Here is a 25,544-nt window from a genome sequence, read left to right as displayed (position 1 = left end):
GCCGGAGGGCCCCATCGCATCCCAAGCCCATCGAACTTGACGTAAGAATGTAAGGATGCGGATCACGGAAGCTGCCAAGCGACTCGGCATGTCCCCCAGGATGCTCCGATACCGGGAGGCACTGGGGCTGCTGCCGCCGGTTCGCGAGCAGGGCGCGCACCGCCGGTTCGGCACCGAGGAGCTCGCCGCCGTGGCCCAGGCGGTGGAGCTGGAGAAGCGGTTCGACGTCTCCCCCGCCGAGCTGGCCTTCGCCGTGCGCGCGCTCAGCGAGCCCGCGGTGGCGGCGGCCGTGCGCGATCTCGGCGTGCGGATCGGCCGCATCCAGGTGCCGCGCAGGGCACTGGACTTCGAGCAGGAGAAGGCGCTGCGCCTGCTGCGAACCGCCGCCCCCGGCCGTACGTCAAAGAGGGCATGAGAGAGCTGCTGATGGCCACCGTGCTCGCCCTTTCCCCGGTGCAGGCGGGCAGTGAGGTGAAGGTCTACTTCTCCAAGGGGTTCGGCGTCCCCGGCAAGGTCGTCGCCGTCTCCAGGACGGCGCCCCACCGTGGCGTCGCCAGGTTCGCCGTCGAGCAGCTCATCGCCGGCCCGACCGCGGCCGAGCGGCGCCGGGGGCTGCATTCCGAGCTGAGCCGCCAGATCCGCGGCAAGTCCGACTGCGGCGCGGACTTCACCCTCAAGATCAGAAAGGGTACGGCCACGCTCCGCTTCTGCCGGACCGTGTGGGGCAACGGCGTGGGCGGCGACGCGCGGATCCTGCACGGCATCGCCAGGACGCTCAAGCAGTTCGGGACCGTGAAGAAGGTCGTCACGCTGGACAAGGACGGCCGCTGCCTGTTCGACCAGACCGGTACGGGCACGTCCTGCATCACCGGCCGCGAGTGACCGGCCGAGTCGTGCCCCGCCCTCGGGGGCGGGGCACGACTCGATCAGGCCTTGCTCGGCGCGCGGTAGAGGTCCGGCTCCAGGTAGATCACCCGGGCGATCGGCACGGCCTCGCGGATGCGCCGCTCGGCCTCGTCGATCCCGTCGGCCACCTCGGCGGCCGTGTCGTTGTGCGTCACCGCGATCTTCGCCGCCACCAGCAGCTCCTCCGGCCCCAGATGCAGCGTGCGCATGTGGATGACCCGGTCGACCTGCGGCGTGGAATCGAGCGCGGCGCGGATCTGGCTCTCCGTCTCCGGCGCGGCGCCCTCACCGAGGAGCAGCGACTTGGTCTCGACGGCGAGCACCACCGAGATGACGGCGAGCAGCACACCGATCATCAGCGTGCCGATGGCGTCCCAGACGGGGTTGCCGGTGACCACGGCCATCGTCACGCCGAACAGGGCGAAGATCAGACCGAGCAGGGCGCCCAGGTCCTCCAGCAGGATGACCGGCAGCTCCGGCGACTTGGACCGGCGGATGAACGAGACCCATCCCTGCTCGCCGCGGACCGCGTTGGCCTCCTTGATGGCCGTGCGGAACGAGAACGTCTCGGCGATGATCGCGAAGATCAGCACGCCGAACGCCCAGGCCGGCGTCGTGAGCGGCTCGGCGTGGGTCAGCTTGTGATAGCCCTCGTACAGGGAGAACAGCGCGCCGATCGCGAACAGCACCACGGCCACGACGAACGCGTAGAAGTAACGCTCGCGACCGTAGCCGAACGGGTGCTCCTGAGTGCTGGCCCGCTGCGCCCGCTTCCCGCCGAACAGCAGCAGCACCTGGTTGCTTGAGTCGGCCACCGAGTGGATGCCTTCGGCCAGCATCGACGAGGAGCCGGTGAAAGCCGCCGCCACGAACTTCGCCACCGCGATGGATATGTTCGCGACCAAGGCCGCAATGATTGCTTTGGTTCCGCCGCTCGCGCTCACCGGTCGTCTCCCAGTCTTACGATCACGTACAAAGGCCTGAAACGGGATCCTATTGCGAAATTCTGGCCTTAAGCTCAGTGATCGCCGGCACGGCTGTCGGATCGATGCCGTAACCCAGCGCCAGGTAGGTGCTGGCGTAGTCGCCGAGCCCGACCAGCGAGGCCAGCCGCTCCAGCGGGTGGGTGCCGTCGGCGGCCAGCTCGGTGACCGGCACGTCACGGTCGTGCGCGAGCCGCACGGCGGCCTCGCGGCTCCTGGCCACCTGCGGATGCTCCTCCACGTCGCGCAGTATCACGAGCCTGAGCGAACGGCTCGAGGTCTCGGCGAAGATGTCACGCGCGGCCAGCGGCCCGTCGAACGCGGCCACCTGGTTGTGGCCGGCCTCGGGCAGCTCGCCGGAGATCGCCGGATACTTGGCGTTCGCGTTGAGCTGGCCCGCCAGGCGGTCGGCGGCGACGGCGGCCAGCCGCGACGAGCCCCAGATCATCGGGACGCTCTCGGCCAGATCCATGGCCAGCGTCTTGCCCGGGTTGATGAACGACTCGCTGGACGGCCGGCACCGGTGCGCGATGTCCTCCAGCGACTTGGCCACCCGCTCGAACACCTCGTCGTCGGCACGCACCAGGCCCAGCGAGACGGCGGCCACGACGAGCGGGACCGTCACCAGCCAGAGGTTGGCTCTGGGCTGCCCCTGCGTCGGGAGCGGCACGTGGACGGCCGACGCCTGCGTGGCCACCGCCTCCAGCGGGGAGCCCGCGGGCCCGAGGGCCAGCAGCGTGCAGCCGCGCCGCACCGCCTCGGCGGCGACGGAGAGCGTCTCCTCGGTCTCACCCGACCAGGAGATCGCGACGACCAGGTCGGTGGCGCCCACCCAGCCGGGAAGCTGGTAGGAGCGCAGGGTCACCACGGGCACCGGCGCGCTGTTGCCGCAGACCGCGGCCAGAATCTCGCCCGCGATGGCCGAGCCGCCCATACCCGCGACCACGACGGCCCTCGGCCGGACGTCGGCCGACAGCCGGCCGACGCCCGCCTCGATCGCACAGCGGTGGCCGGTGCGCACCTGGGCGGCGGAGGCGGCGACGGCGAGCAGCATGCCGCCCGGGTCGGCCTCGCTCAGGTGGTGCTGGTCGTCGAGCCGCTCCGGCTCCCAGGTCACGGCTTCCTGGCCTCGTCGACGAGCAGCACGGGGATGTCGTCGCGGACCGGATAGATCAGGCCGCAACCCGTGCAGGCCAGCTCCTCGGACTCGCTCTCCGCGCGCAGCGGTGACTTGCACGCCGGGCAGGCCAGGATCTCCAGCAGCCAGTCGTCGATCTTCACTGTGTTACCTCTCTCAGCATGTCGAGGACCTCGTCCCTGACTGCCGTCATCGTGGTCTGGTCGGCCGCCTCGGCGTTGAGCCTGAGCAGCGGCTCGGTGTTGGACGCCCGCAGGTTGAACCACCAGCCGGGCGCGCTCACGGTCAGCCCGTCGAGCTCGTCGACCTCGCCCCGCCCGGCGAACGCCGCACGCACCCGGCGCAGCGCCTCTTCCTGGTCGGGGACCGTGCTGTTGATCTCGCCCGTGGCGTGGTAACGCGAGTAGGCCGCCACCACCTGCGACAGCGGGCGCTCCTGCTCGCCGAGCGCGGCCAGCACGTGCATCGCCGCCAGCATGCCGGAGTCGGCGAACCAGAAGTCGCGGAAGTAGTAGTGGGCCGAGTGCTCGCCGCCGAAGACCGCCCCGGTGCGGGCCATCTCCGCCTTGATGAAGGAGTGGCCGACGCGGGTCCGCACCGGATCGCCGCCGTGCTCGCGGACGATCTCCGGCACGCCGCGCGACGTGATCAGGTTGTGGATGATCGTCGAGCCGGGGTGCTTGGCCAGCTCTCGCGCGGCCACCAGGGCGGTGATCGCCGACGGGGAGACGGACTCGCCCCGCTCGTCGATGACCCAGCAGCGGTCGGCGTCGCCGTCGAAGGCCAGTCCCAGGTCGGCGCCCGCCTCGACCACGGCCTTCTGCAGGTCGCGCAGGTTTGCCGGCTCCAGCGGGTTGGCCTCGTGGTTGGGGAATGAGCCGTCGAGCTCGAAGTAGAGAGGGGTCAGCTCGATCGGCAGCCCGTCGAACACCGCCGGGACCGTGTGGCCGCCCATGCCGTTGCCGGCGTCGACGACGACCTTCAGCGGCCGGATGCCGTACAGGTCGACCAGCGTGCGCAGGTGGTCGGCGTAGCCCTGCAGCAGGTCCTTCTCGATCAGGGACCCGGTGGGCGTCGCCGTGACGCCGACCAGCTCGGCCGCCCGGTCGCGGATCTCGGTCAGTCCCGTGTCGCCGCCGATGGGCACCGCGCCCGCGCGGCACATCTTCATGCCGTTGTAGCGGGCCGGGTTGTGGCTGGCGGTGAACATCACGCCGGGCAGGCCGAGGCTGCCGCTGGCGTAGTAAAGCAGGTCGGTGGAGCCGAGCCCGGCGTGCACCACGTCGGCGCCGCGCGAGCGCGCGCCGCGGACGAAGGCGTCGGCGAGCGGCACGGAGGACTCGCGCATGTCGTGCGCGACCACGGCCGCCAGGGCTCCGGTCACTTCCACGAAGGCCGCCCCCACGGCCTCGGCGGTGGGCTCGTCGAGCTCGTCTGGCACCACGCCGCGGACATCGTAAGCCTTGAAGATCTTGGCGAGGTCGCCCACTCCAGCTCCGCCCCTAGGTCGTTTCTCCGGCTGGGACGAGCCTACCGGTCACGATGCTGCTGGGCCGACCTCAGCACCCGCAGGTGCCCACGCCGTCCGACCTCGACTCCCTGGCCGACGGGCTCGCCCGCACCGGAGGGGGTCGGCCTGGCGGCCTCCCTGACGGCGTTGGCCAGCGCTTCGAGATCGTCGGAGCTCGGCGAGCCGCTGTCCGTGGGGAGGCGGACCACCTCCCAGCCGCGGGGGGCGGTCAGCCGCTCGGCGTGTTCGGCGCACAGGTCATAACAGTGTGGCTCGGCGTACGTCGCCAGAGGGCCGAGAACTGCGGTCGAGTCGGCGTATACGTACGTGAGCGTGAAGACGGCAGGCTGACTGCAAGCGGTGCGGGAACAGCGGCGGACGGGGCTCACGGAGGGACCGTATCTGGTAAGAGTGCGGGGCGCCACTATCTGAGCGCTCTTAACGAGCGTGTCGCCACAATTCGGACACCTGTCGCAGCCTTTCCACCCACATGCACCGATGGCGTCCCCCCTTAGACTTGCCGTGTGACTTCCAAGCGCGGTCCCAAGCGGCGTGACCGGCACGGTCGCGGCCTGCGCGGGCCGCTCGCCCCCTCCTACGTGCCCATGTCCAGGGCCCGCAGCGAGCGCTTCGACGACCTGGTGCTCGACGCGGTGGACCGGCTCAGGCCCAAGTGGGGCAAGCAGCTGTCGGCCGTGGAGTTCGCGGTGGAGGAGGTGCCGCCGCTGAGCGAGCTGGGAGACGGGCCCGGCGTCGGCACGGGCCCCATCCCGTTCGGCCGCGCCGACACGGCCAAGGGCCCGAATCCCGCCTCGGTCGTGGTCTACCGGCGGCCCCTGGAGGCGCGCGCCCGCGACCGCGACACACTGGGCGCGCTCGTGCACGACACGGTGGTGGAGCAGGTCGCCACGCTGCTCGGCCTGTCACCCGACACGGTCGATCCCGGTTACGACGAGCGCCGCTAGGGCAGCACCGCGCGCGAGGTGTCGGCGAGCTCGGGCAGCATGGTCCAGATCCGGGCCTGCGCCAGCGGCTGCGTGGTGATCAGCAACCCGCTCCTGGACCGCTCCGCCAGCACCCGCCCGCCGTAGACCCGGCCCGCCACGGGCGTGACCACGATCCCGTACACGCCGCGAGCCCGCACCGGCACGTCCTTGGTGCGCCCGGTCGGCACCTCCACCTCGAACGGCGGCTGCGCCTCGCCGCCTTCCGGCACCACCTGCACGCGCACCCGCCCGGCCGGGCCTCCCGCCGGGCCCGGCGCGGTCAGCACCAGCCGGGCGCCCGCGCCGTTGCCCGCGACCGCGCTGCCGAGGTCGAGCGGCGGCGTGCCCGCGGTGAACGCCACGTCGGACTGCTCCCCGGTGCCGGTGATCACCAGTCCGGCGACGATCGGGGCCGTCGAGGTGAGCACCAGACCGGCGGACTCGCCGCCGATGCCGGTGGTCACATCGATCGACAGCACGCCGCCCGCCGGCACGTCGACGGTCTCGCGGCCCTTCATCGCGTAGTCGGCGCCCTGGGTCACCGCCCTGATCTGGACGGTGGCGTCGCTCTCGCCCGGCGCCGCGATCAGCAGCTCCCGCCTGCCGCCACCGCCGGGGATGCCCGGCACCACGACCCGCGTGGCGGGCGGCGCGGCGGCGGGCAGCCAGTCGACGCCGCCGCTCTCCACCGAGGCCCTGGCGGCGACCGCGAGCCTGCCGGTGACGGCGGTGACGCCGACCGCCATCACGTCCGCCGACGGGGCGAGCGTCCTGAGGTCGATCGCGCGGTGCTCGCCCGGCCCGATCTCCAGCCCGAGCCCCTTGTCACCGGAGACGAGCCCCTCCGCGGCGAACACCGTCACGTCGGCCAGGGCGGCCGCCTTGCCGGGGTTCACCAGGTGCAGCGTCACCCGGGCCGCGGCGGGGCCCGGCCCGACCAGCCAGGTCTCGGCCGCGGGCTCGGCGCACCGGACCCCGGCGAGGCCGCGCTCGCCGCCCCTGGTCACGCGGGTGGTGTATCCGGCCTCCAGGCCGCCGGGGCCGGTCACGACGTACGGCTTCGCGTCCTTGATCGTCTCGCGGGACAGCGTTCCGGGCAGGTAGACGCTGACGCTCGCGCCGCGCGTGCCGGGACAGACCGCGGTCGCCGCCTCCACGGCCACCTTCCTCGGCTCGGCCGCCCGGGCGGGCGAGGGAGCGGGCCTGGTGACGTACGCGATGCCGTACAGCACGACCAGCGCCGACAGGACCAGCGCGAGCGGGCCGAACCTGCTCTTCGCCGCCGCCCTCATCGCGCGCCCACCAGCACCGGGGCGGGAGGCTGCGCGCGCTCCTCCACGGGCTCCTCGCGCCTGCCGGGGGCCGCCAGCAGTGCCACCGCCAGCACCAGCGCGCCTTGGATCCACAGCCAGGGACCGTGCAGGATGTGCGCGGGCTGGGCCGGCACCTGGGCGGCGGGCTCGGCCAGCCGCCACAGCCCACCGGCGTCCGACAAGCTCATGCGCCGCAGCGAGAGCTGCGAGTCCAGGGTCCTGGCCAGCTCGGGCGAGACCGGCGGCGCCACCGCCACCATCGCCACGCCGTGCTGGGCGAGCGTCGCCGCGTCGTTGCCGCCGCGCCCGCCCGCGAGCCCCTCCGCCGCGGTGGCGACCTGGGCGCGCGCCTCGGATCCGACCGGCAGCTCCGCCTCTCCGATCAGCGGGGTACGGCCGCGCAGCACGGTGAACTCCGATCCCCTGATGAGCAGCGTGCGCTCGCCCCGCCCGGAGTGGATCACGGCCAGGGCGGGCAGCGCGTCCGGCGCGTCGTTCCGCAGCGGCCCGGACACGCCGTGCAGCATCCAGTGACCGGCGGCGAGCAGCGGCGTGCTGAACGCCACGGCGGCCACCAGCGTCGCTCCCAGCCTGCGCAGGCCGCCCCTGGCCCGCAGCCCGGTCAGCCGGTGCGCGCTCAGCGCGACCGGCACGAGCAGCCCGGCCGCGGCCACCGCGAGCGGCACGCCCGGCCAGGCCGGCGCCCCGGCCACGCTGATCCGGCCGGTCAGCGTCGCGACCAGCACTCCGGACAGCGCCACAGCCCACCCGGCCACCACGGCCACCACGGCCGCCCGCCCGCTCCCCACGAGCAGCGCGGCCAGGGCCACGGCGAGCAGCCCGGCGGTCACCCACAGCGGCGGCAGCCCGGGGCCACCCGGGCTGAGCGCCAGCAGCGACTCGGGGGCGAGCCGGGCGTCGACCAGGTCGGGATCGTGCAGCCCCGCTTCGAGCAGGAACCTGGCCGGCTCCACCACCAGCCCCGCCAGCCACGGCAGCAGCAGCGCGACCGGCACGGCCAGCGCGATGCCCACGGAGATCGCGGCACGCCGCACCTTCCACAGGGCGAGCGCGCCGAGCACCGCGAAGATCGGATAGAGCAGCGGGACGAAGGCGGTCCCCACGGCGAGGAGCAGGCCGAGACCCCAGCTCGCGCGGCGGGCGCGGCGGCGCTCGCCGGACAGCACGCTCGCGCCGAGCACCGCGTAGGCGGGCAGCAGCACGAGCACGACCGCCGTGCCGAGCCGTCCCCCGGCGATCGCGCCCGTCGTGACGGGCAGCAGCGCGTACGACGCGGCCACCCATACGCGCACGGGCACCCCCGAGCCGGGGACTGCCGCGACGAGCCGGCGGGACGCCAGGTAGGCCGACGCCCCCGCGAGCGGGACCGAGCCGAGCAGCAGCACCGAGACCGCCAGCCAGGTCTGCCCGAACGCCAGCGTCGAGAGGGCCGCGATCACCGCCACGTACGGCGGGGCCCAGTCCGCCGAACCGAGCCCGACGTCGTGGTAGCCCTCGGTGTAGAACGCCCACAGATCTCCCGCTCCGCCCGTCACCGGGACGAGCGCGCCACCGCCGAGCCTCTCGCCTCCCAGGAGGGAGCGCTCGGCCACCAGGGCGATCAGGGTGAGCCCGAGCACCAGCAGCACGCCGGGGCGGCCGAGGAAGCGCTTGACGCCGCCGGAGTGGTCCGCCGGGGCCTGCTCGCTCTCCTCGTCACCCCGGGCGGCATCCGGCGCGGCCTGATGGTGGCGGCCCGCGGAGTCGACGGGGCCCTCGCCCGCGAGGAAGCTCTGCACCATGTCGGCCAGCCGCCGGTAGGCCGCTCCGGGCGGCGTGAGCAGCCGTTTGATCCGGAGATACCCCTTCGTGCGGCCTTCGTGCCTGGCCCGTCGCGCCCTGGCCAGCCGCAGCGGGTGGGCCAGGATCGAGCCCAGCGCGACGATCTCGTCCAACGCGTTCGCCGGCTGCTTTCCGACGATGAGGAGCAGCACTCGGAAGAACGAGCCGAACACGTTGCGCAGCAGCGCCCAGAGCATCGCCCTGAGCGGCAGGTTGACCATGATGACGAAGATCGCGTTGCGCCGGTCCAGCCTGCGCGGGTGGTCGCCGCTGACCGTGATGCGGCGGCACCTGCGTGCTGCCGCCTCCGCGTGCCAGGCCACGGCTTCGGTGACGTTCAGCACCTTGTGGCCGGCGTTGCGCACCCGCCAGCACAGGTCCAGGTCGTCGCGGAAGAGCGGGAAGAACGGGTCCAGGCCGCCGGTCCGCTCCCACACGTCGCGGCGGATCAGCATGCCCGCGGTGGACACCGACAGCACCTCGCGGGTGCCGTCGTGCTGCCCCTGGTCGAACTCCCCCGGCTCCAGCCCGGTGTCCCTGCGCCCGGTGCGGTCGACGGTGACGCCGATCTCCAGCAGCCGCCTGCGGTCCAGCCAGTCGCGCAGCTTCGGGCCGAGCACCGCCGCCTTGCGGTCCTGGTCGGCGGCGCGCAGCAGCGCCTCCAGGGCGCGCCGGTCGGGTGCGCAGTCGTCGTGGAGCAGCCACAGCCACTCGTTCTCGCCGCCGGCCGGCAGCTTGCCGAGCACCTCGGCGACGGCCTCCCCGAAGCCGGTGGAGCGGGGCAGCCTGAGCACGTTGCCGCCGCCGAGCGCCTCGGCCAGCAGGTCGGCCGAGCCGTCTCTGCTGCCGTTGTCGGCGCCGACCACGCGATCCGGGCGGCGGCTCTGGCTCAGCAGGGCCTGGAGGGTCTCCCTGAGCCAGCGTCCGCCGTCGTGCGCGACGACGATCACGGTGACGAAGGGGCGGGACATGGGCGTGCGGCTCCAGAGGGGTGATCATCAGGGGGCTGATCAGCCGCGCCCACCATACAGGTCACACCTTGCACACATACGAAAAAGGGTCACACGGCGAACCGTGTGACCCTCCTCCGGATATATCCCTATACGGCCTCGCGTTTGATTCGTCTGCGCTCCCGCTCGGACAGCCCACCCCAGATGCCGAAGCGCTCATCGTGTTCGAGTGCGTACTCCAAGCACTCGGCACGAACTTCGCACGATCGGCACACCTTCTTGGCCTCTCGGGTGGAGCCGCCCTTTTCCGGGAAGAACGCCTCCGGATCAGTCTGCGCGCACAGTGCGCGCTCCTGCCAGCCGAGTTCTTCAGCGTCAAGCTGATCCTGTGCGATGACCAGATCGGTCACTGCACACCTCCCTGCCGCCCGCCCGCAATGGAGCCCCCCATGGAACGCCTTCCTTGTACCCACCCACGGGAAGGCGTAACAACATGGTTGTAATTACACGCGTGTGCCGTACGTGGCGTCAAGCGGCATGCTGGTATCCGGGGAAAGACCAGCTCTCGCCCCGGTCGTGCCTGGCATGTGATGTTCGCACCCGCTTCAGGCCAGAGTCCTGGGTGATGGACGGGTGTGTTCAACGCTGTCAGCGGTCGGAACCGTAGCAGGGCGGGATAGAGCTCCGCCCTCTGCGCCACCTCTTCTCTAGCCGTGCTTTGCCGGTCCGTTACCTGCGTGGCTCGTTGGGCGTGTATATGGCCGTCGGGTCGATCGGGTCATCCCCCTGCCGGGGCTGCTCGCCCAGCGCGTCACCGAACGACGACTGGTCCAGCCGGACGGTCGACTCGGCCGGCGTCTCGGCGCTCCAGCCCGGCGCCTGGTGGTGCGGCTGGTAGCCCTGCGACTCGTACTGACCCTGCTGGGGCTCGTACGGCGCCTGCGAGTGCGGTGCCTGCGAGTGCTGGGGCTGCGCGTGCTGCGGCCGGGCGGGCTGGGACTGCGAGTGCTGCGGTTGACCGTGCTGGCCGTGCTGCGGGTGGCCGAACGGGTCGTCGTACGACCTGGCCGGGCTCGAATAGTCCGGGACCCTGAGGTCGGGCTGGGTGCCGGCGCCCGACTGGTAGGTCTCCGCCTGCTGGTAGGCGTCGAGGAGCTGCTGCGAACGCGGATCCACGGGCAGGTCCGGCTCGGCCGGCTCGTGGGCCGGGGTCGCGAACTCACTGCCGGAGTACCCGGTGAACGGCTGCCCGCCCTGCTGCTGGCCCTGCTGGTCGAAGGCGGACGGGCGCTCGTAGTACGCCTGCTGGCCGTACTGGGACTGCTGGGGCTGCTCGGCCTGGGGGTACGGGACGCTGGGCGCGGTCTCGCTCGTGTTGTAGGGCTGGCCGGCGGTGCCGAACGCGCCGGGCGGTCCGTCGGGGGCGGCGTACAGGTTCGGCCTGCTGTCGGCCGCGGGCGCGTACGGATTGGGCCGGTCGTCGGCCGGCGGATACGCGTTCGGCTGGCCGCCGGAGGGAGCGTAGCCGCCCGCCTGGCTGTCCGCCGGAGGGGCGTACGGGTCCCCGGCCTGGCCGTAGGCGTCCGGCCGGCTCTCGGCCGGCGCGTAGGGGTTCGGCGCGCCGTAGACGTTCGGCTGGCTGTCCGCCGGGACGTACGGCGCGGGCTGGTACTCCGCCTGCGACTGGAATCCCGCGTCCGGCGCGGTCTCGGACGGCGTGTACGCGGCGTGCGCGGGCTGGCTCTGCGGCGTGTACGGGGCCTGGCTCGGCGGGCTGTACGGATCCTGCGCCTGCGAGCCGTGCGCGTCCTGGGTCCGCTGGCCGAAGGGATCCTGCCCCTGCGAGCCGTACGGGTCCTGCCCCTGCGAGCCGTACGGATCCTGCCCCTGCGGGGTGTACGGGTCCTGGGCCTGCGGGGTGTAGACGTCCTGGGGCTGCGGAGCGTAGGCGTCCTGGGTCTGCGGAGCGTAGGCGTCCTGGGGCTGCTGGCCGTACGGCTCCTGAGCCTGGCCGAAGGGGGCCTGAGCCTGCGGGCTGTACGGGTCCTGCGACTGGGAGGGCTGGCCGTAGCCGTCGAACTGGCCGGCCGGCTGCTCCGCCTGGCTCTGGTCGCGGTCGGACGGGGCCGCGGGCAGGGCCGGGAGGGCCGCTCTGGGCTGAGGCTGATAGGCGTCCTGCGCCTGAGCGGGCTGGTCCTGCGGGCCGAACGGCGGCTGGGCCTGGGCGCTGTAGGACTGCTGCGGGTACGGGGGCTGCTCGGGGTGGCCGCCGTGGCTCGGCGGCTGCTGCCCGTAGCCCTGCTGGCCGTACGGCGGCTGCTGGCCCTGGACAGGCGGCTGCTGGCCGTACTCCTGCGACGGCGGCTGCTGGACATACGCCGGCTGCCCCTGCGACGGCGGCTGCTGGCCGTATCCGGGCTGGCCCTGGGACGGCGGCTGCTGGCCGTAGGCGGGGCCGCCCTGCGACGGCGGCTGCGGGCCGTACCCCTGCGGGCCGTACCCCTGGAAGCCCTGCGCGTAGCCCTGGGCTGCGGCGCGGCGCTCGGGGAGGACCTGCGGCAGCAGGTAGACCAGCGCGACGGCGGTCAGCGCGAGCAGCGGCGCGCCCATGAGCACGAACTCCACCGTGGAGCGTGCCCCGGCGCCGGCGAACAGGCCGAGCAGCAGCGACAGCGCGCCGAACACGGTGGCGATGCCCAGGAAGGCCGCCGCGATGTAGGCGACGGGCTTGGCCTTTGGCGAAGGCTGGCCGACCTTGGTGACCAGGATCACCGCGCCCAGGAGCAGCGCCGTGGTGACCGGGCTGGTCAGGCCGGTGAAGTGGCTGAATGCCCGTTCGACGAAGGATGAGCTGCCGCCGAACGACTCCGAGGAGCCGATCAGGATCCGGCCCAGCGTCAGCAGGATGTCCAGCCCGCCGGCGGCCAGCATGATCCAGGCGGCCGGCTCCTTCAGCCGGGCGACGTCAAATTTGCTCACAACTACCCCCAACGGACCCTTTGGCCCGAAGGGAGTTTGCCACATCATGGACTTACCCCGCGGGAGTCCCATGGAGCTCGTAGATCACGATAGCCGTTATCTTCCCCGTAAATCCGCCTTTTTCGGAGGTTGCGGGATGAACTAAAACGGCTCCCGTGGGAGGGCTTCCCGGGCCCGGTGGAAGACTGGCCGCATGCACATCCTGTCCCTCGCCGGCGGCATCGGCGGCGCCCGCTTCCTGCGCGGCCTGCGCGCGACCGCACCCGACGACCAGATCACCGTGATCGGCAACACGGGCGACGACATCACCCTGTTCGGCCTGCGGGTCTGCCCCGACCTCGACACCGTCATGTACACGCTGGGCGGCGGCATCGACGAGGAGCAGGGCTGGGGCCGCGCCAAGGAGACGCACGTCGTCAAGGAGGAGCTGGCCGCCTACGGGGTGCAGCCGCAGTGGTTCGGCCTGGGTGACCGCGACTTCGCCACCCACATCGTGCGCTCCCAGATGCTGGAGGCCGGCTACCCGCTCTCGCAGATCACGCAGGCGCTGTGCGCGCGCTGGCAGCCGGGGGTCCGCCTGCTGCCGATGAGCGACGACCGCTGCGAGACGCACGTGGTGATCTCCGACGAGCACGGCAGGCGCGCCGTCCACTTCCAGGAGTGGTGGGTCCGGCTGCGCGCGTCCGTCCCCGCCGAGTCCATCGCTCTCGTCGGCGTCGACCAGGCCAAGCCCGCTCCGGGCGTGCTGGAGGCGATCGCCGACGCGGACGTGGTCATCCTGCCGCCGTCCAACCCGGTGGTGAGCATCGGCACCATCCTCCAGGTGCCCGGCATCCGCGACGCCCTCACGGCCAAGACCGTGGTGGGCGTCTCCCCCATCATCGGCGGCGCCCCCGTCAGGGGCATGGCCGACGCCTGCCTGACGGCGATCGGGGTCGAGACGAGCGCCCAGGCGGTGCTGGAGCTGTACGGCGCCGACCTGATCGGCGGCTGGCTGGTCGCCCCCGAGGACTCGGCGGTCGCCTTGGAGGGCGTCCGGGTCGAGGCCCGGCCCCTCCTCATGCACGACACGGACTCGACCGTCGCCATCGCGCGCGCCGCCCTCGACCTGGCCCAGGAGCTCGCCCGATGACCGCAGATCAGCACCAGCCGCCAGGAGCCGCCCCCGGCCAGGTCGAGATCGTCGGGGTGCGCGGCATCGGGGAGGTGCGGCCCGGTGACGACATCGCCGCCCTGCTCAAGGACGCCGGCCTGCGCGACGGCGACATCCTCGTCGTCACCTCCAAGATCGTGAGCAAGGCGGAGGGCCGGATCCGCGAGGCCCCCGACAGGGCCAAGGCGATCGAGGACGAGACCGACCGGGTGGTCGCCCGGCGCGGCGACACCGTGATCTCGCAGACCCGGCACGGCTTCGTCATGGCCGCCGCCGGAGTCGACGCCTCCAACACCGATCCAGGCACCGTGCTGCTGCTGCCCGAGGATCCCGACGCCTCGGCGCGCCGGATCAGGGCGGGGCTCGCGCACAGGGTCGGGGTGATCGTCTCCGACACGTTCGGCAGGCCGTGGCGGCAGGGGCTGACCGACGTGGCCATCGGCGCGGCGGGCGTCACGGCGCTGGCCGACTTCCGCGGCGCGGCCGACACCCACGGCAACCCGCTCAGCGCCACCGTGACAGCCCTCGTGGACGAGGTCGCATCCGCCGCCGAGCTGGTCAAGGGCAAGCTCGACGGGGTGCCCGTGGCCATCGTGCGCGGGCTGTCGCACCTGGTGACCGAGGACGACGGACCGGGGGTCAGGCCGCTGGTGCGCCCGGCCGACGAGGACATGTTCCGCTTCGGCTCGCGTGACGTGGTGTTCGCGCGCCGCACCATCAGGGCGTTCGGGGACCGGCCGGTCGACCCCGAGGCCGTGCGGCGGGCGGTCGCGGCGGGCATCGCCGCCCCCGCGCCGCACCACACGACGCCCTGGCGGTTCGTGCTCGTCGAGTCCGCCGCGACCAGGATGCGGCTGGTCGACGCCATGCGCGAGGCGTGGATCGCCGACCTGCGCGGCGACGGCTTCACCGAGGAGTCGATCGCGAAGCGGGTCAGGCGCGGCGACGTGCTGCGCGACGCCCCCTACCTGGTGGTGCCGTGCCTGGTGATGGAGGGCTCGCACACCTACCGGGATGATCGGCGCAACGCGGCCGAGCGGGAGATGTTCGTGGTGGCGACCGGCGCCGGCGTCGAGAACTTCCTCGTCCAGCTCGCCGTCGAGGGGCTGGGCTCGGCGTGGGTGTCGTCAACGATGTTCTGCCGCCCGGTGGTGCGCGAGGTGCTGGACCTGCCGCAGGAGTGGGATCCGATGGGCTGCGTCGCCATCGGCCACGCGGCCGCCCCTCCGCGCGACCGCGCGCCGCGCGATCCACGGGATTTCTACGTGACGCGCTGACGGGCCTGACTCACCACTTCCAGGAGCGGTCACGAATCGGTTTACCGTTAGGAAACTTTCCTTTACATTTGGGCCAACCCCCCAAGTAAAGGAGCCGCTTCAATGAGAAGGTTGCTCACGTTACTGGCCGCGGCGGTGATGACCATCGCCGCAACGATCTTCGTCGCCTCCCCGGCCCTGGCCCACGGCTATGTCAACTCGCCCCCCAGCCGCCAGGCGCACTGCGCCCAGGGCCGGGTCGCCAACTGCGGCGACATCATCTACGAGCCGCAGAGCGTGGAGGGGCCGAAGGGCCAGCGCAACTGCCACGGCGGCCTCAGCCGCTTCGCCCAGCTCAGCGACGAGAGCAAGCCCTGGCCCGTCACCTCGGTCGGCACCACGGTCAACTTCAACTGGACGCTGACCGCCCGCCACTCCACCAGCACCTGGGAGTACTACATCGGCAACACCCGGGTCGCCAGCTTCAACGACGCGGGCCGCCAGCCCCCGCCGCAGGTCTCGCACACCGTGAACCTGTCCGGTTTCAGCGGCCGGCAGAAGGTGCTCGCCGTCTGGAACATCGCCGACACGCCCATGGCCTTCTACGCCTGCATCGACCTGCAGATCGGCGGCGGTGGCGGCAACCCCACCCCCACGCCCACGCCCACCCCCACGCCCACTCCGACGCCGACCCCCACGCCGACCGTCAGCCCGGGCGGCACGTGGAAGGCCGGCACCGCCTACAGCACCGGTTCCACCGTCACCTACGGCGGCGCCACCTACCGCTGCCTCCAGGCGCACACCGCACTCACCGGCTGGGAGCCGCCCAACGTCCCGGCCCTGTGGAGCAGGATCTGACCTCGGCCAGCCGGAGAGCGGCGCCCCCGCCCTCCGGCGCCGACTGATCGAAGGGGGTGCCGGACACCGGCACCCCCTTCACCGTCTCTACGAGGCCGTCCCGCAGGTGGGATGGCACAGGCGGCGGGCCAGGGCGGCGAGGAAGACGTCGATGATCTCGCCCGGCTCCTGGGCGACGTGCAGGGACCCGTTCGTGACCGAGGTGATGCCTGACAGGCCGTCGCGGTCGACGCCGTTGCCGAAGGCGATGATGATGACCTGGACCGGCCTGTCCGGCTTCCACTCGGCACGCAACCGCTCGACGAGCTGCGAGAGCTTGATGCCGTGGCCGTCGTCCTTGCCTGCGGTGATCACCAGCAGCGTGTTGTTCATCTCCTCGCGGTATTCGCTGCCGACCTTGCGGAAGCCGCTCAGGATCGAGTCGTAGAGCGAGCTGTCCCGCTTGGGGTGGGCGGTGATCGTGGTGGTGAGCTCGTTCAGCCGGCCGCGCCTGACGAGCTCGCCCGTCTCCGGGCGGTTGATCGGGCCGAGGCTCACCCGCTCCCGGTAGCCGTTGATCCCGCCGATCCTCTCGGCGAACTCCCACAGTCCCATGTGCGTGGACTCGGGGAAGAGCTGCAGCCCGGTCCTGGCGGCGTCCAGCGCCACCGCCACCCTGGTGCGGCCGCCCAGCGGCTCGGCCATGTGCTTGGAGGTGTCGCTCAGCACGAGGATGTTGGTCGGCGGGGCGAGCCTGCTCCATGCCCGCAGCGCCTCGTCGATGTCCTCGTGCGACACCGAGGGCCGGACCTTGGGGGTGGTGACCGGGCTCTGCGCTCCCGCCGTGACCGGGCCCTGCGTCCCGTCACCCGACCGGAATCCCGCCTCCCGGACCAGTTGCTGCGCCTCGGCCCCGCGCAGCCACTCGGCGAAGGCCGTGGACGCCTCGGCCACCGTCGGATCGGTGGCGGTCACCACGTACGGGTAGTCGAGGGTGATCGTGCCCTCGCGCGGGTGCAGCGCGACGACCGGGTCCGCCGACGGGCTCAGGTTGTGGTTCCGCACCGACTGCTCGGGCACGATGACCACCGGCCGCTGCCAGAACGCCCGGTTGTCGACCGCCGCCAGCATGCTGCGGTAGTCGGGCGCCGAGCCCGCCTGCGCCCACCGGACGAACGCGGTGAGCGCCTTGTCGGCCTCCGGCCCGGTGCCGACCACGTCCCTGGCCGCGGCGACGGTGGCGATGCCCGCCCCCGCCAGCGACGGGTCGGGCACCCGCACGATGTCGGGCTCCTCCTCGGTGGGCGCCACCCGCCCGCGCACCGTGGGCGGGAACACCATGCGCCAGTTCATCTCCGTCTTGCCGACCGAGAAGCGCTCGGCGAGCGAGGAGCGGGTCGCGAACACCAGCGGCGAGGTCGCCACCACGGTCTCGCCCGCGGGCAGCGCGCTCGCCCCCTGCTTGCGAGCCAGGCGGATCCAGGCCGAGGAGTCGGAGATCCAGCCGTCGGGCCGCTCGCTCAGCACGCCCGCCCGTTCGCCGATCAGCGTGCGCAACACCGTGGCGGGAGGCTGCTCGGTCACCTGGACGAGCACGCACCGCCCGCCGGCGGTGGTCCTCGTCTCGTTGAACCGCCCGGCCGCCTCCATCGCCGCCGGAGCCACGTCGAACGCGGCCGCCACATCAACCAGAACAGGCTCTCGTGTGGAGCACAGGGCACCGCGGCCGCCGCCGAACAGCACCACCAGCATGCCCGCGACCACAGCCACGACCGTGACACCCGCCAGCATCCCGCGCCGGAGCGCTCTCCCCCGTCTCTGCTCGGGAGATAACGCGGCGCGGTGTCGGCCAAACCGCACGGTGAACCTCTCTCGGTGGGGGGTGACGATTCTCCCAGCGCCTCCCACAGCAGGCGCAAGGGTCAGTAGAACTTGTTATAACTATGCCAGCGGAAGTACCCGCCGCACGCTCTGGCACACTCCGTCGCTGGCCTCGGACGCGGCCAGCCGCTCGGCGCCCGGCCGGCCGTACTCCGTGGTGCGCTGCCGCACCGGCCTGCCGGTGATCCCGGCCATCTCGCGCAGCTCGCTGATGGTCTTGTACGAGCCGTTCTCCGACCCGGCCATCCGGCTGATCGTCTCCTCCATGAGCGTGCCGCCGAGATCGTTAACCCCGCCGTTCAGCACCTGGCGGCACAGGTCGTCCTGGAGCTTGACCCAGGAGCACTGGATGTTGGCGATCGCCCCGTGCAGCAGGATCCTGGCCAGCGCGTGCACCGCCCGGTTCTCCCGTGCGGTGGGCCCCGGCCTGGCGACGCCCGCCAGGTAGATGGGCGCGCTCGTGTGCACGAAGGGCAGCAGCACGAACTCCGAGAACCCGCCGGTCTCCTCCTGCAGCCGCCGGATGAGCTTGATGTGCTTGACCCAGTGCAGGTGGGTGTCGACGTGCCCGTACATCATCGTGGAGGTGGTCGGGATGCCCACCCGGTGCGCGGTGGTGATCACGTCCACCCACTCGGCGGCGGGCAGCTTGCCCTTGGTCAGCACCCAGCGCACCTCGTCGTCCAGGATCTCCGCCGCCGTGCCCGGCAGCGAGTCCACCCCGGCCTCCTTGGCGGCGTGCAGCCAGTCCTCGACCGACAGGTTGGTGCGGCTGGCGCCGTTGATGACCTCCATCGGCGAGAAGGCGTGCACGTGCATGTCCGGCGTCCTGGCCTTGACGGCCCTGGCGATGTCGAAGTACGCCGTCCCGGGCAGGTCGGGATGGATGCCGCCCTGCATGCACACCTCGGTCGCGCCCGCCCGCCACGCCTCCTCGGCGCGGTCGGCCACCTGGTCCAGGCTCAGCGTGTAGGCGTCGGCGTCCGTCCTGCGCTGGGCGAACGCGCAGAACCGGCAGCCGGTGTAGCAGACGTTGGTGAAGTTGATGTTCCTGTTGACCACGTACGTCACGTCGTCCCCGGCGGCCTGGCGGCGCAGCTCGTCGGCGATCCCGGCGAGCTCCTCCAGCGCCTCCCCCTCGGCCGACAGCAACGCCACGGCCTCGGCGTCGCTCAGCCCCGCTGGATCGCTCTCAGCCCGGCGCAGCGCCTCCCGCACCTCCCCGGGCACTCCGGGACCGCTTCGCGCCGCCGCTGCTCCCGGCACCGGTGCGGCGGGATCCAGCCGGTCCCGCAGCGCGTCCCAGTCCCCGTAGACGTGATCGAAGTCATCGCGCCGATCATGGGTGCGCCCGGAGGTGTCCACCTCCACATGCAGATCCACCCGCCCTGAGGAGGAGAACCCGCCGTCAGGCTCCTGCCAGGGCAGTCCCTGGGGCATGGCCCCCTCCCGGGCGAGCCCCGTCTCGGGATCCGCGAGCGCAGCCACGTGCCCGAACAGGCGGGGGTCCAGCCACGGCTCCCCCGCCTGCACATACTCGGGGTAGATGGTCAGCCGCTCCCGCAACCGGAACCCGTGGTCGGCGGTGCGCGCGGCGAGCTCCTCGATCTGCGGCCACGGCCGCTCGGGGTTCACGTGGTCAGGCGTCAGGGGCGACACGCCGCCCCAGTCGTCGATCCCGGCCCGGATCATCAGCTCGTACTCGGAGTCCACCAGGTTGGGCGGCGCCTGCACGCGCGCCCGCGGACCCAGCACCAGCCGGGTGACGGCGATGGTGGCGGCCAGCTCCTTCAGGTCCGCGTCCGGCAGACCGCGCATGGCGGTGTCCGGCTTGGCGCGGAAGTTCTGGACGATGACCTCCTGGATCGCGCCGTACTCGCGGGCCACCCGCCGGATGGCGAAGATGGACTCGGCCCGGTCCTCGACGGTCTCGCCGATGCCGATCAGGATCCCGGTCGTGAACGGCACGTTGGTCCGCCCGGCGTCCTCCAGCACGCGCAGCCGCACCGCCGGGTCCTTGTCCGGCGAGCCGTAGTGCGGCTGCCCCTTCTCCTCGAACAGCCGCCTGGACGTGGTCTCCAGCATCATGCCCATCGACGGCGCCACCGGCTTGAGCCGCTGGAGGTCCCGCCAGCTCAGCACGCCGGGGTTGAGGTGCGGCAGCAGCCCGGTCTCCTCCAGCACCCCGATGGCCATCGCCCGCACGTAGGAGAGCGTGTCGTCGTAGCCGTGCGCGTCGAGCCACTCGCGTGCCTGGTGCCAGCGGTCCTCGGGCCGGTCGCCCAGGGTGAACAGGGCCTCCTTGCACCCCATGGCGGCGCCCTGCCTGGCGATCTCCAGCACCTCGTCCGGGCTGAGGAAAGGGGACTCGAGCTTGTGCGGCGCGGTCGCGAACGTGCAGTAGCCGCAGCGGTCCCGGCACAGCCTCGTCAGGGGGATGAACACCTTCCTGCTGTAGGTGATGACCCCCTCCCGTCCGACGGCCTTAAGCCCGGCGTCGCGCACCCGGGAGGCGTGGTCAAGGAGGGTTTCAAGGTGCTCGCCACGCGCGTGCAGGAGCACGGTGGCCTCGGCGACGTCCAAGGTCTTGCCGTCACGGGCACGGGCGAGAGCACGGCGGAACGCGGAATCACTGACGAGACTCATAACGGCACACTACGACCAGCTGAGTTCCCGGCCCGCACTCAGGGGCCCGGGTTAGAAGGACCGGTAATCGCGGGCGGCCATCCTGGGGCCGCGCGCGGGCGGGCGCAGACCCGTGAGCGTGATGAGGAGCGCGGCCCGATGCCGGTGCCCCCGGTAGGGCTCCAGCAGCCGCATCATGCCGGGATCGTCGGTCTTCTCGCCGGTCAGCGCATATCCGACGATCTTGGCCAGGTGGAAGTCGCCCACGCTGACCGCGTCGGGGTCGCCGAACACTCGCTGGCGCACCTCCGCGGACGTCCACACCCCGATCCCGGGCAGGGCCCGCAGCAGCCGGTCGAGCTCCTCGCTGGTGGTGGCGGCCTCCAGCTTGGCGACGTGCCAGGCGGCGGTGGCGATGGTCCTGGCGCGCACGGCCTCGGCCCCGGCCTTGTGCCAGTGCCAGCTGGGGATCTCCCGCCACACGGCCGGCTCGGGCATGACCCGCATCCCTTCGGGCGCCGGTCCCGGCGCCGGCTCGCCGTACCTCTGCAGCAGCCACCGCCACGCCCGCCACGCCTCGCGACCGACGACCTTCTGCTCCAGCACGGCGGGCACCAGGGCCTCCATGACCCTGGCCGTCCTGCCGATGCGCAGCCCGGCGTGCTTCCTCGCCACGTCGTCCAGGACCGCGTGCCGCACCCTGAAGCCCGAGACGTCGTCCTCGGCGCCGAGGAGCGCGGGCAGCCTGTCCAGCATCCACTCGGCCCCCGGCCCCCAGGCGTGCCCGTGCACCTGCCGGTGGCCGGCCGACACCTTGAGCGTGACGGGCCCGTCGGGGGTGCGCGAGGTGCGCCAGATGGCGCCGTCGAGCGTCTGGCGCCATGCCGGGTCGCCGGAGCCGCGCTTGTGCGGCGCCAGCTCCATTCCGACCTCGACCGGCCCCGCAGGGGCCCAGACGCGCTCCTTCATCGGCCGACCGGGCCCGATCCGGTGTCCCTCATCTTTCCAGCATGCCCGCCACCGGTCAGACGTCGCTCGAGTAGCGGACCGCGCGCTCGGGCAGCTCCACGCCAGGCCAGATGCGCACCCCCGCCCGCAGCTCGTTGCCCGGTCCGACGACCGCGCCGTCGCCGATGACCGCGTCGCGCACCACCGTGCCCGCGCACACCCGCGCTCCCCGCCCCACGACCGAGTCGGTCACGCTGGCACCCGCCTCGACGACGCAGTCGTCGCTCAGCACCGAGCCGACGACCGTGGCGCCCGCCTCGACGACGCAGCGGGCCCCCACGGCCGTGCCGCCCTGGATCTTGGCCTCCGGCGAGACGAGCGCGCCCGGCAGGGCGAGGTATTCGCCCGTCGGCCCCGGCAGGGCGAGCGACTCCAGGCGGCCGAGCACCAGGTCGCGCGAGCCCTGGACGAACGCGGCGGGCGTGCCGACGTCGAGCCAGTAGGTCCGGTCGGCGTAGCCGAGCACGAGCCGGCCGGACTCGATGAGGCCGGGGAAGGTCTCCCGCTCCACCGACACGACCTCGCCGCGCGGGATCTCGTCGATGACCGAGCGGGTGAACACGTAGCAGCCGGCGTTGATCCGGTTGGTGACCGGGTTGGGGGTCTTCTCCAGGAACGCCGTCACCCGGCCGTCGCCGTCCGTGGGGACGCAGCCGAACCGGGTCGGGTCCTCCACCTCCGTCAAATGGAGCGTTACAGCGGCGTCGCGAGCGAGGTGGTCGCGCACCTGCCGGCCGATGTCGTGACCGGACAGGATGTCGCCGTTGAGGATGAGCACCGGGTCGGACGGCCCGGACGACAGCGCCTCCGCGGCGTTGCGGATCGCGCCCCCGGTGCCCAGCGGCGTCTCCTCGGTCATGTATTCAAGCGAGAGCCCGAACCCCGAACCGTCGCCGAACTCCGGCTCGAACATCGAGGCCTTGTAGGAGGTCGCGAAGACGATCCGGCGCACGCCGAACGAGCGGGCACGTGCCAGTTGGTGGGCCAGGAACGGCACTCCGGCGGTCGGCAGCAGCGGCTTCGGCGTGCCCAGCGTCAGCGGACGCAGGCGCGTGCCCTGCCCCCCGACCAGGAGGATCGCCTCGAGGTCTGGCAAAGAGCTCTCCATAACTGTGCGAGGTTACCGAACTATTCGATGGCGCGTTGATAAGAGCTGAGATGCGCCTCGGCCGACGCCTCCCACGTGAACTCGCGTGCCCTCGCCAGCCCTGCCTCGCGCAGCTGCCGCCTCCTGTCCGGCGCGGCCAGGAGCTGGCCGAGCGCGGCGGCGATGCTGTCGGCGTCCGGCTCAGTGTAGGCGACCGCGTCGCCGCCCACCTCGGGCAGCGACGTGCGGTGGGTGGTCAGCACGGGCGCGCCGCAGGCCATCGCCTCCAGCACGGGCAGGCCGAACCCCTCGCCCCTGGACGGGAAGGCCACCACGAGCGCCCCGCCGAGGAAACCCGCCAGGTCGGGCACGCTCAGGTAGCCGGGCCGCACCACCTTGACGGTGGCCTCGACCTCCCGGCAGGCGGCGTCGACGTCGTCCTCGTGCACCCCGCCGCCGAGCACCAGCGCGGGCGGCTCCCGGAGGTTCTTGACGGCGGTGGCGAAGCCGCGGATCAGGTTTGGAACGTTCTTGCGAGGGTCGAGCGCACCCAGGAAGGCCACGTACGGCTGGCCGTGCAGGCCGCACCTGCTGAGCGCCCGCTGGATCTCCGCCTCGCTCGGCGGATGGAACTGCTGCTGGTCGACGCCGTGGTAGGCGACGTCGATGCGGGTCGGGTCGGCGGAGAGCACCCGCACGAGCTCGTCCCTGGTCGCCTTGGACGGCACGATCACCCGGTTGGCGTGGCGCACGGCGGTGCGCGTGGCCGAGCGGAAGAAGGAGGCCTTGGCCGGGCTGTGCTGGTCCGGCTCGGTGAACCAGGTGACGTCGTGGACCGTCACGACCGTCCGCACCCCGGAGCGCAGCGGGATGGAGTAGTAGGGGGCGTGGATCACGTCGGCCCCGGCCCGGTGGGCGAGCAGGGGCAGGCCCGTCTGTTCCCAGGTGAGCCTGGCCGCCCGGTTGGTGAGCGAGACGGGTCCCGGGATGACGCGGGCCGACGGGGCGATGGCGCGGTATCTCTCGGCGTCCGCCCGCTGGCAGACCACCGCGAGGTCGGCGCCCACCCGGTCGAGCGCCATCACCAAGCCGTCCACATACCTGATCAACGCACCGCGGTCCGCGGGAACTGCGGCCGCATCGACGAGCACTCGAGGCATTACGAAGATCTTCTCCCCTCAAGATCAACGTGGGATCTGGTGTCCCCCTCTAGGTTCAGCTTATGACCAGCCTCCCCTAAATCGTGTGCCAAATCACACCGAGTCGCGCCGCGCCGAAATTCCGGCCAATCCGGCGCAGATCAAGTCGCCGAGAATGATCACTATCCGCGAGCAGAGGGCCACCGCGATGGCCGGGCCGCTGTCCATGACGGGCCCGAGCGCCGCCACCATGGCGACCTCACGCACCCCCGCCCCGGCGGGCACGACGAAGGTCAGGATGCCCAGGCACCACGACAGGGCGAACGCGCCGACGGCGAACGGCAGGCCCATCTCGGGGGCGATGAAGAACAGGTGCACGCCGTAGCAGGTCCACCCGAGCAGCGCCCAGCCGAGCGCGGTCAGCATCCCCCGCCGGGTGAGCGGCCGTTCCAGCGGCTCGCGCTTCAGCCTGCGCAGGCCGAAGCCGATCACCCCGTTGATCACCTTGGGTTCGAGCAGCACCAGGAGCACCGGAACGAGGAGCAGCAGCCAGCCGAACCGGTCCCAGCCGAGCGTGCCGAGCGCGACGAGCAGTCCGGTGGCGAGCTGGATGGGCATCATCAGGAAGAACGCCGCCGCGCTGCGCGGCCGCGGCACGCCGAGATCGCGTCCCATCTCCATCTGGGCGAGCACCGGCCAGAGCGCGCCGGGGATGTACTTGCCGAGCTGGCCCACGAAGAACACCTTGGCCGCGGGCCGCAGCGGCAGCGGCGAACCCAGGTCGGCGAGCAGGGTGCGCCAGGTGAGCATGGCCCCGAGCAGGGCGGCGACGACGGCGACGAGCGACCCGGCGAGCATCGGCCAGCTCAGCGCGGCGAACCCGGCGACCACGGCGTCCCACTGAGACGCCACGGCCCAGCCGCCGAAGGCCAGCGCGAGCAGGAGGAACCCGATCCGCACCACCCGGCGCACCAACGTCCCCCTGCGAGCGGGCGCCCCCTGTCCGGCCGTCACGCCCCCCTCGGCCCCGCTGGTGGAGGTCTCGCGGTCGCCGGCCGTCTCGGGGCGGCCCGGCGTACCGGAGTCGTTCACAGCGGGCGTACCGGCTCGGGGGGCTGCGGGAGCGCGGCGCCCGCGGGGCGCCGCGGCGTCTTCGTCGCCACCCACAGGTAGGTCGGCACAAGAGGGAGGAGCAGCCGCAGCACGGCGCGCGGCGTGCGGGCCAGCACGGCCTGCGCCACGCGCCCCGGCGTCCCCGGGAACAGCTCGGACCCGGCGAACCGGGTCGGCGTCGCCAGCACCGGGAAGGTGTAGTCCCACACGTGGAAGGCCCGCAGCATCCTGCGCAGTCCGCGCCGGGTGCGGAAGCGCTCGTAGTAGTGGTCGGCGCGGCCGGAGGCGCGCACGTAGCGGTCGGCCAGCGCCGGCGGCAGGTAGGACAGGAACGGCAGCTTGTAGTGCGGCTCCATGACGCCGAGCCGGTTGCCGAGTCCCAGGTAGAGGACGCCGTCGTCGGAGAGCACCCGGCGCATCTCGGCCACCACCGCGTCGGGGTCGACCACGTGCTCGTAGATGTGGTTGAAGACCAGCACGTCGATCGAGCCGTCGGGGAAGGGCAGCGCCGTGCCGTCGCCGCAGACGAACGCCACCCGCTCGCCGAACCGGTCGGCCGCTTTGCGCAGCCCCGGCACGTCGATGTCGATGCCGAGCGTGCGCTTGGCCCCGGCCGCGGCGAGCTCGTCGGCGATGAAGCCGGCCGAGCAGCCCACGTCGCCCACGGTCAGCCCGCCGAGCGGCCCGTGGAAGTGCTCCAGCACCGCGATGATCTTCGCGGCCTTGCGCCTGCGCTTCTCCTCGTCGAGCATCGCCGACTGGAACTCGGAGTAGGCCAGCTGCGCGACCCGTTGCTTTCCCACGCCGCCCAACAGTACCCGCGCTCGCCACCGGCAGC

At 72.4% G+C, this 25,544-nt stretch carries 22 protein-coding genes; 6 read left to right on the top strand and 16 right to left on the bottom strand.

Features of this window, described 5'->3' with window-relative positions; genetic code table 11:
* Nucleotides 1-55 precede the first annotated feature (55 nt).
* The gene (locus tag V5E28_RS16465) at nt 56-415 is read left to right on the top strand and encodes a MerR family transcriptional regulator (RefSeq protein ID WP_336207766.1); all 360 of its coding nucleotides are present in this window, start codon (nt 56-58) and stop codon (nt 413-415) included.
* Nucleotides 412-882, top strand: a complete 471-nt coding sequence (locus tag V5E28_RS16460; protein WP_336207765.1) for a GerMN domain-containing protein — start codon at nt 412-414, stop codon at nt 880-882. Before V5E28_RS16465 ends, V5E28_RS16460 begins: the two co-directional genes overlap by 4 nt.
* Nucleotides 883-926: 44 nt before the next feature.
* On the opposite strand, the gene V5E28_RS16455 is transcribed toward V5E28_RS16460, so the two are convergent.
* From V5E28_RS16455 to V5E28_RS16435, 5 genes are read right to left on the bottom strand one after another with little or no spacing between them, the layout of a single operon-like run.
* A complete protein-coding gene (locus tag V5E28_RS16455; RefSeq protein WP_336207764.1) occupies nt 927-1,850 on the bottom strand; it encodes a cation diffusion facilitator family transporter in 924 nt (307 codons plus the stop codon).
* Nucleotides 1,851-1,899: 49 nt separating this feature from the next.
* Nucleotides 1,900-3,006, bottom strand: a complete 1,107-nt coding sequence (locus V5E28_RS16450; RefSeq protein ID WP_336207763.1) for an SIS domain-containing protein — start codon at nt 3,004-3,006, stop codon at nt 1,900-1,902.
* The gene (locus V5E28_RS16445; protein WP_336207762.1) at nt 3,003-3,170 is read right to left on the bottom strand and encodes a Trm112 family protein; all 168 of its coding nucleotides are present in this window, start codon (nt 3,168-3,170) and stop codon (nt 3,003-3,005) included. Before V5E28_RS16445 ends, V5E28_RS16450 begins: the two co-directional genes overlap by 4 nt.
* Nucleotides 3,167-4,516 carry a phosphomannomutase/phosphoglucomutase gene (locus tag V5E28_RS16440; RefSeq protein WP_336207761.1) on the bottom strand — a complete coding sequence of 450 codons (1,350 nt, stop codon included), beginning with the start codon at nt 4,514-4,516 and terminating at the stop codon, nt 3,167-3,169. The genes V5E28_RS16445 and V5E28_RS16440 overlap by 4 nt, the downstream gene beginning before the upstream one ends.
* 41 nt (nt 4,517-4,557) lie before the next feature.
* Entirely contained in the window at nt 4,558-4,926 is a 369-nt protein-coding gene (locus V5E28_RS16435; protein ID WP_336207760.1) for a DUF3499 domain-containing protein, read from the bottom strand.
* Nucleotides 4,927-5,061: 135 nt separating this feature from the next.
* Between V5E28_RS16435 and V5E28_RS16430 the strand changes: the two genes are divergently transcribed.
* Nucleotides 5,062-5,502, top strand: a complete 441-nt coding sequence (locus tag V5E28_RS16430) for a metallopeptidase family protein (RefSeq protein ID WP_336207759.1) — start codon at nt 5,062-5,064, stop codon at nt 5,500-5,502.
* Here V5E28_RS16430 and V5E28_RS16425 read toward each other — a convergent pair.
* From V5E28_RS16425 to V5E28_RS16410, 4 genes are all read right to left on the bottom strand, one after another.
* Nucleotides 5,499-6,815 (bottom strand): DUF5719 family protein, encoded by a 1,317-nt coding sequence (locus V5E28_RS16425; protein WP_336207758.1) that lies wholly within the window; start codon nt 6,813-6,815, stop codon nt 5,499-5,501. The genes V5E28_RS16430 and V5E28_RS16425 overlap by 4 nt on opposite strands.
* Complete coding sequence (locus V5E28_RS16420; protein ID WP_336207757.1) at nt 6,812-9,649, bottom strand: glycosyltransferase family 2 protein; 2,838 nt, start codon at nt 9,647-9,649, stop codon at nt 6,812-6,814. The genes V5E28_RS16425 and V5E28_RS16420 overlap by 4 nt, the downstream gene beginning before the upstream one ends.
* Before the next feature lie 128 nt (nt 9,650-9,777).
* Nucleotides 9,778-10,038, bottom strand: a complete 261-nt coding sequence (locus V5E28_RS16415; RefSeq protein ID WP_185088496.1) for a WhiB family transcriptional regulator — start codon at nt 10,036-10,038, stop codon at nt 9,778-9,780.
* A 319-nt stretch (nt 10,039-10,357) separates the two neighbouring features.
* Nucleotides 10,358-12,607 (bottom strand): hypothetical protein, encoded by a 2,250-nt coding sequence (locus tag V5E28_RS16410; protein WP_336207756.1) that lies wholly within the window; start codon nt 12,605-12,607, stop codon nt 10,358-10,360.
* A gap of 193 nt (nt 12,608-12,800) precedes the next feature.
* On the opposite strand from V5E28_RS16410, the gene cofD reads away from it, so the two are divergent.
* The 3 genes from cofD (at nt 12,801) to V5E28_RS16395 (ending at nt 15,874) form a co-directional block, all read left to right on the top strand.
* The gene (gene cofD, locus V5E28_RS16405) at nt 12,801-13,739 is read left to right on the top strand and encodes a 2-phospho-L-lactate transferase (RefSeq protein ID WP_336207755.1); all 939 of its coding nucleotides are present in this window, start codon (nt 12,801-12,803) and stop codon (nt 13,737-13,739) included.
* Entirely contained in the window at nt 13,736-15,037 is a 1,302-nt protein-coding gene (locus V5E28_RS16400; RefSeq protein ID WP_336207754.1) for a coenzyme F420-0:L-glutamate ligase, read from the top strand. Before cofD ends, V5E28_RS16400 begins: the two co-directional genes overlap by 4 nt.
* A gap of 102 nt (nt 15,038-15,139) precedes the next feature.
* The gene (locus V5E28_RS16395) at nt 15,140-15,874 is read left to right on the top strand and encodes a lytic polysaccharide monooxygenase (protein WP_336207753.1); all 735 of its coding nucleotides are present in this window, start codon (nt 15,140-15,142) and stop codon (nt 15,872-15,874) included.
* Nucleotides 15,875-15,961: 87 nt separating this feature from the next.
* Here the strand turns inward: V5E28_RS16395 and V5E28_RS16390 are convergent, their stop codons facing one another.
* The 7 genes from V5E28_RS16390 to V5E28_RS16360 all read right to left on the bottom strand — a co-directional run bounded on the left by V5E28_RS16390 (nt 15,962) and on the right by V5E28_RS16360 (nt 25,509).
* Complete coding sequence (locus V5E28_RS16390) at nt 15,962-17,623, bottom strand: substrate-binding and VWA domain-containing protein (RefSeq protein ID WP_336207752.1); 1,662 nt, start codon at nt 17,621-17,623, stop codon at nt 15,962-15,964.
* A gap of 171 nt (nt 17,624-17,794) precedes the next feature.
* Nucleotides 17,795-20,380 (bottom strand): bifunctional FO biosynthesis protein CofGH, encoded by a 2,586-nt coding sequence (locus tag V5E28_RS16385; protein ID WP_336207751.1) that lies wholly within the window; start codon nt 20,378-20,380, stop codon nt 17,795-17,797.
* 51 nt (nt 20,381-20,431) lie between these two features.
* Nucleotides 20,432-21,328: a DNA-3-methyladenine glycosylase family protein gene (locus tag V5E28_RS16380; RefSeq protein WP_336207749.1), complete on the bottom strand. Its 897-nt coding sequence runs from the start codon at nt 21,326-21,328 to the stop codon at nt 20,432-20,434.
* A 55-nt stretch (nt 21,329-21,383) separates the two neighbouring features.
* Nucleotides 21,384-22,463, bottom strand: a complete 1,080-nt coding sequence (locus V5E28_RS16375) for a sugar phosphate nucleotidyltransferase (protein WP_442945822.1) — start codon at nt 22,461-22,463, stop codon at nt 21,384-21,386.
* A gap of 32 nt (nt 22,464-22,495) precedes the next feature.
* On the bottom strand, nt 22,496-23,551 hold the full coding sequence (locus tag V5E28_RS16370) for a glycosyltransferase family 4 protein (RefSeq protein ID WP_336207747.1): 1,056 nt from the start codon (nt 23,549-23,551) through the stop codon (nt 22,496-22,498).
* A 156-nt stretch (nt 23,552-23,707) separates the two neighbouring features.
* A complete protein-coding gene (locus V5E28_RS16365) occupies nt 23,708-24,685 on the bottom strand; it encodes a lysylphosphatidylglycerol synthase transmembrane domain-containing protein (RefSeq protein ID WP_336207746.1) in 978 nt (325 codons plus the stop codon).
* Nucleotides 24,682-25,509, bottom strand: a complete 828-nt coding sequence (locus V5E28_RS16360) for a class I SAM-dependent methyltransferase (RefSeq protein ID WP_336207745.1) — start codon at nt 25,507-25,509, stop codon at nt 24,682-24,684. The genes V5E28_RS16365 and V5E28_RS16360 overlap by 4 nt, the downstream gene beginning before the upstream one ends.
* Nucleotides 25,510-25,544 lie beyond the last annotated feature (35 nt).

The organism is Nonomuraea sp. LPB2021202275-12-8 (genome assembly GCF_037044575.1).
Classification (GTDB): domain Bacteria; phylum Actinomycetota; class Actinomycetes; order Streptosporangiales; family Streptosporangiaceae; genus Nonomuraea.
The sequence above is the reverse complement of the archived record's forward strand: the minus strand, read 5'-3'. Positions and strand labels throughout refer to the sequence as shown.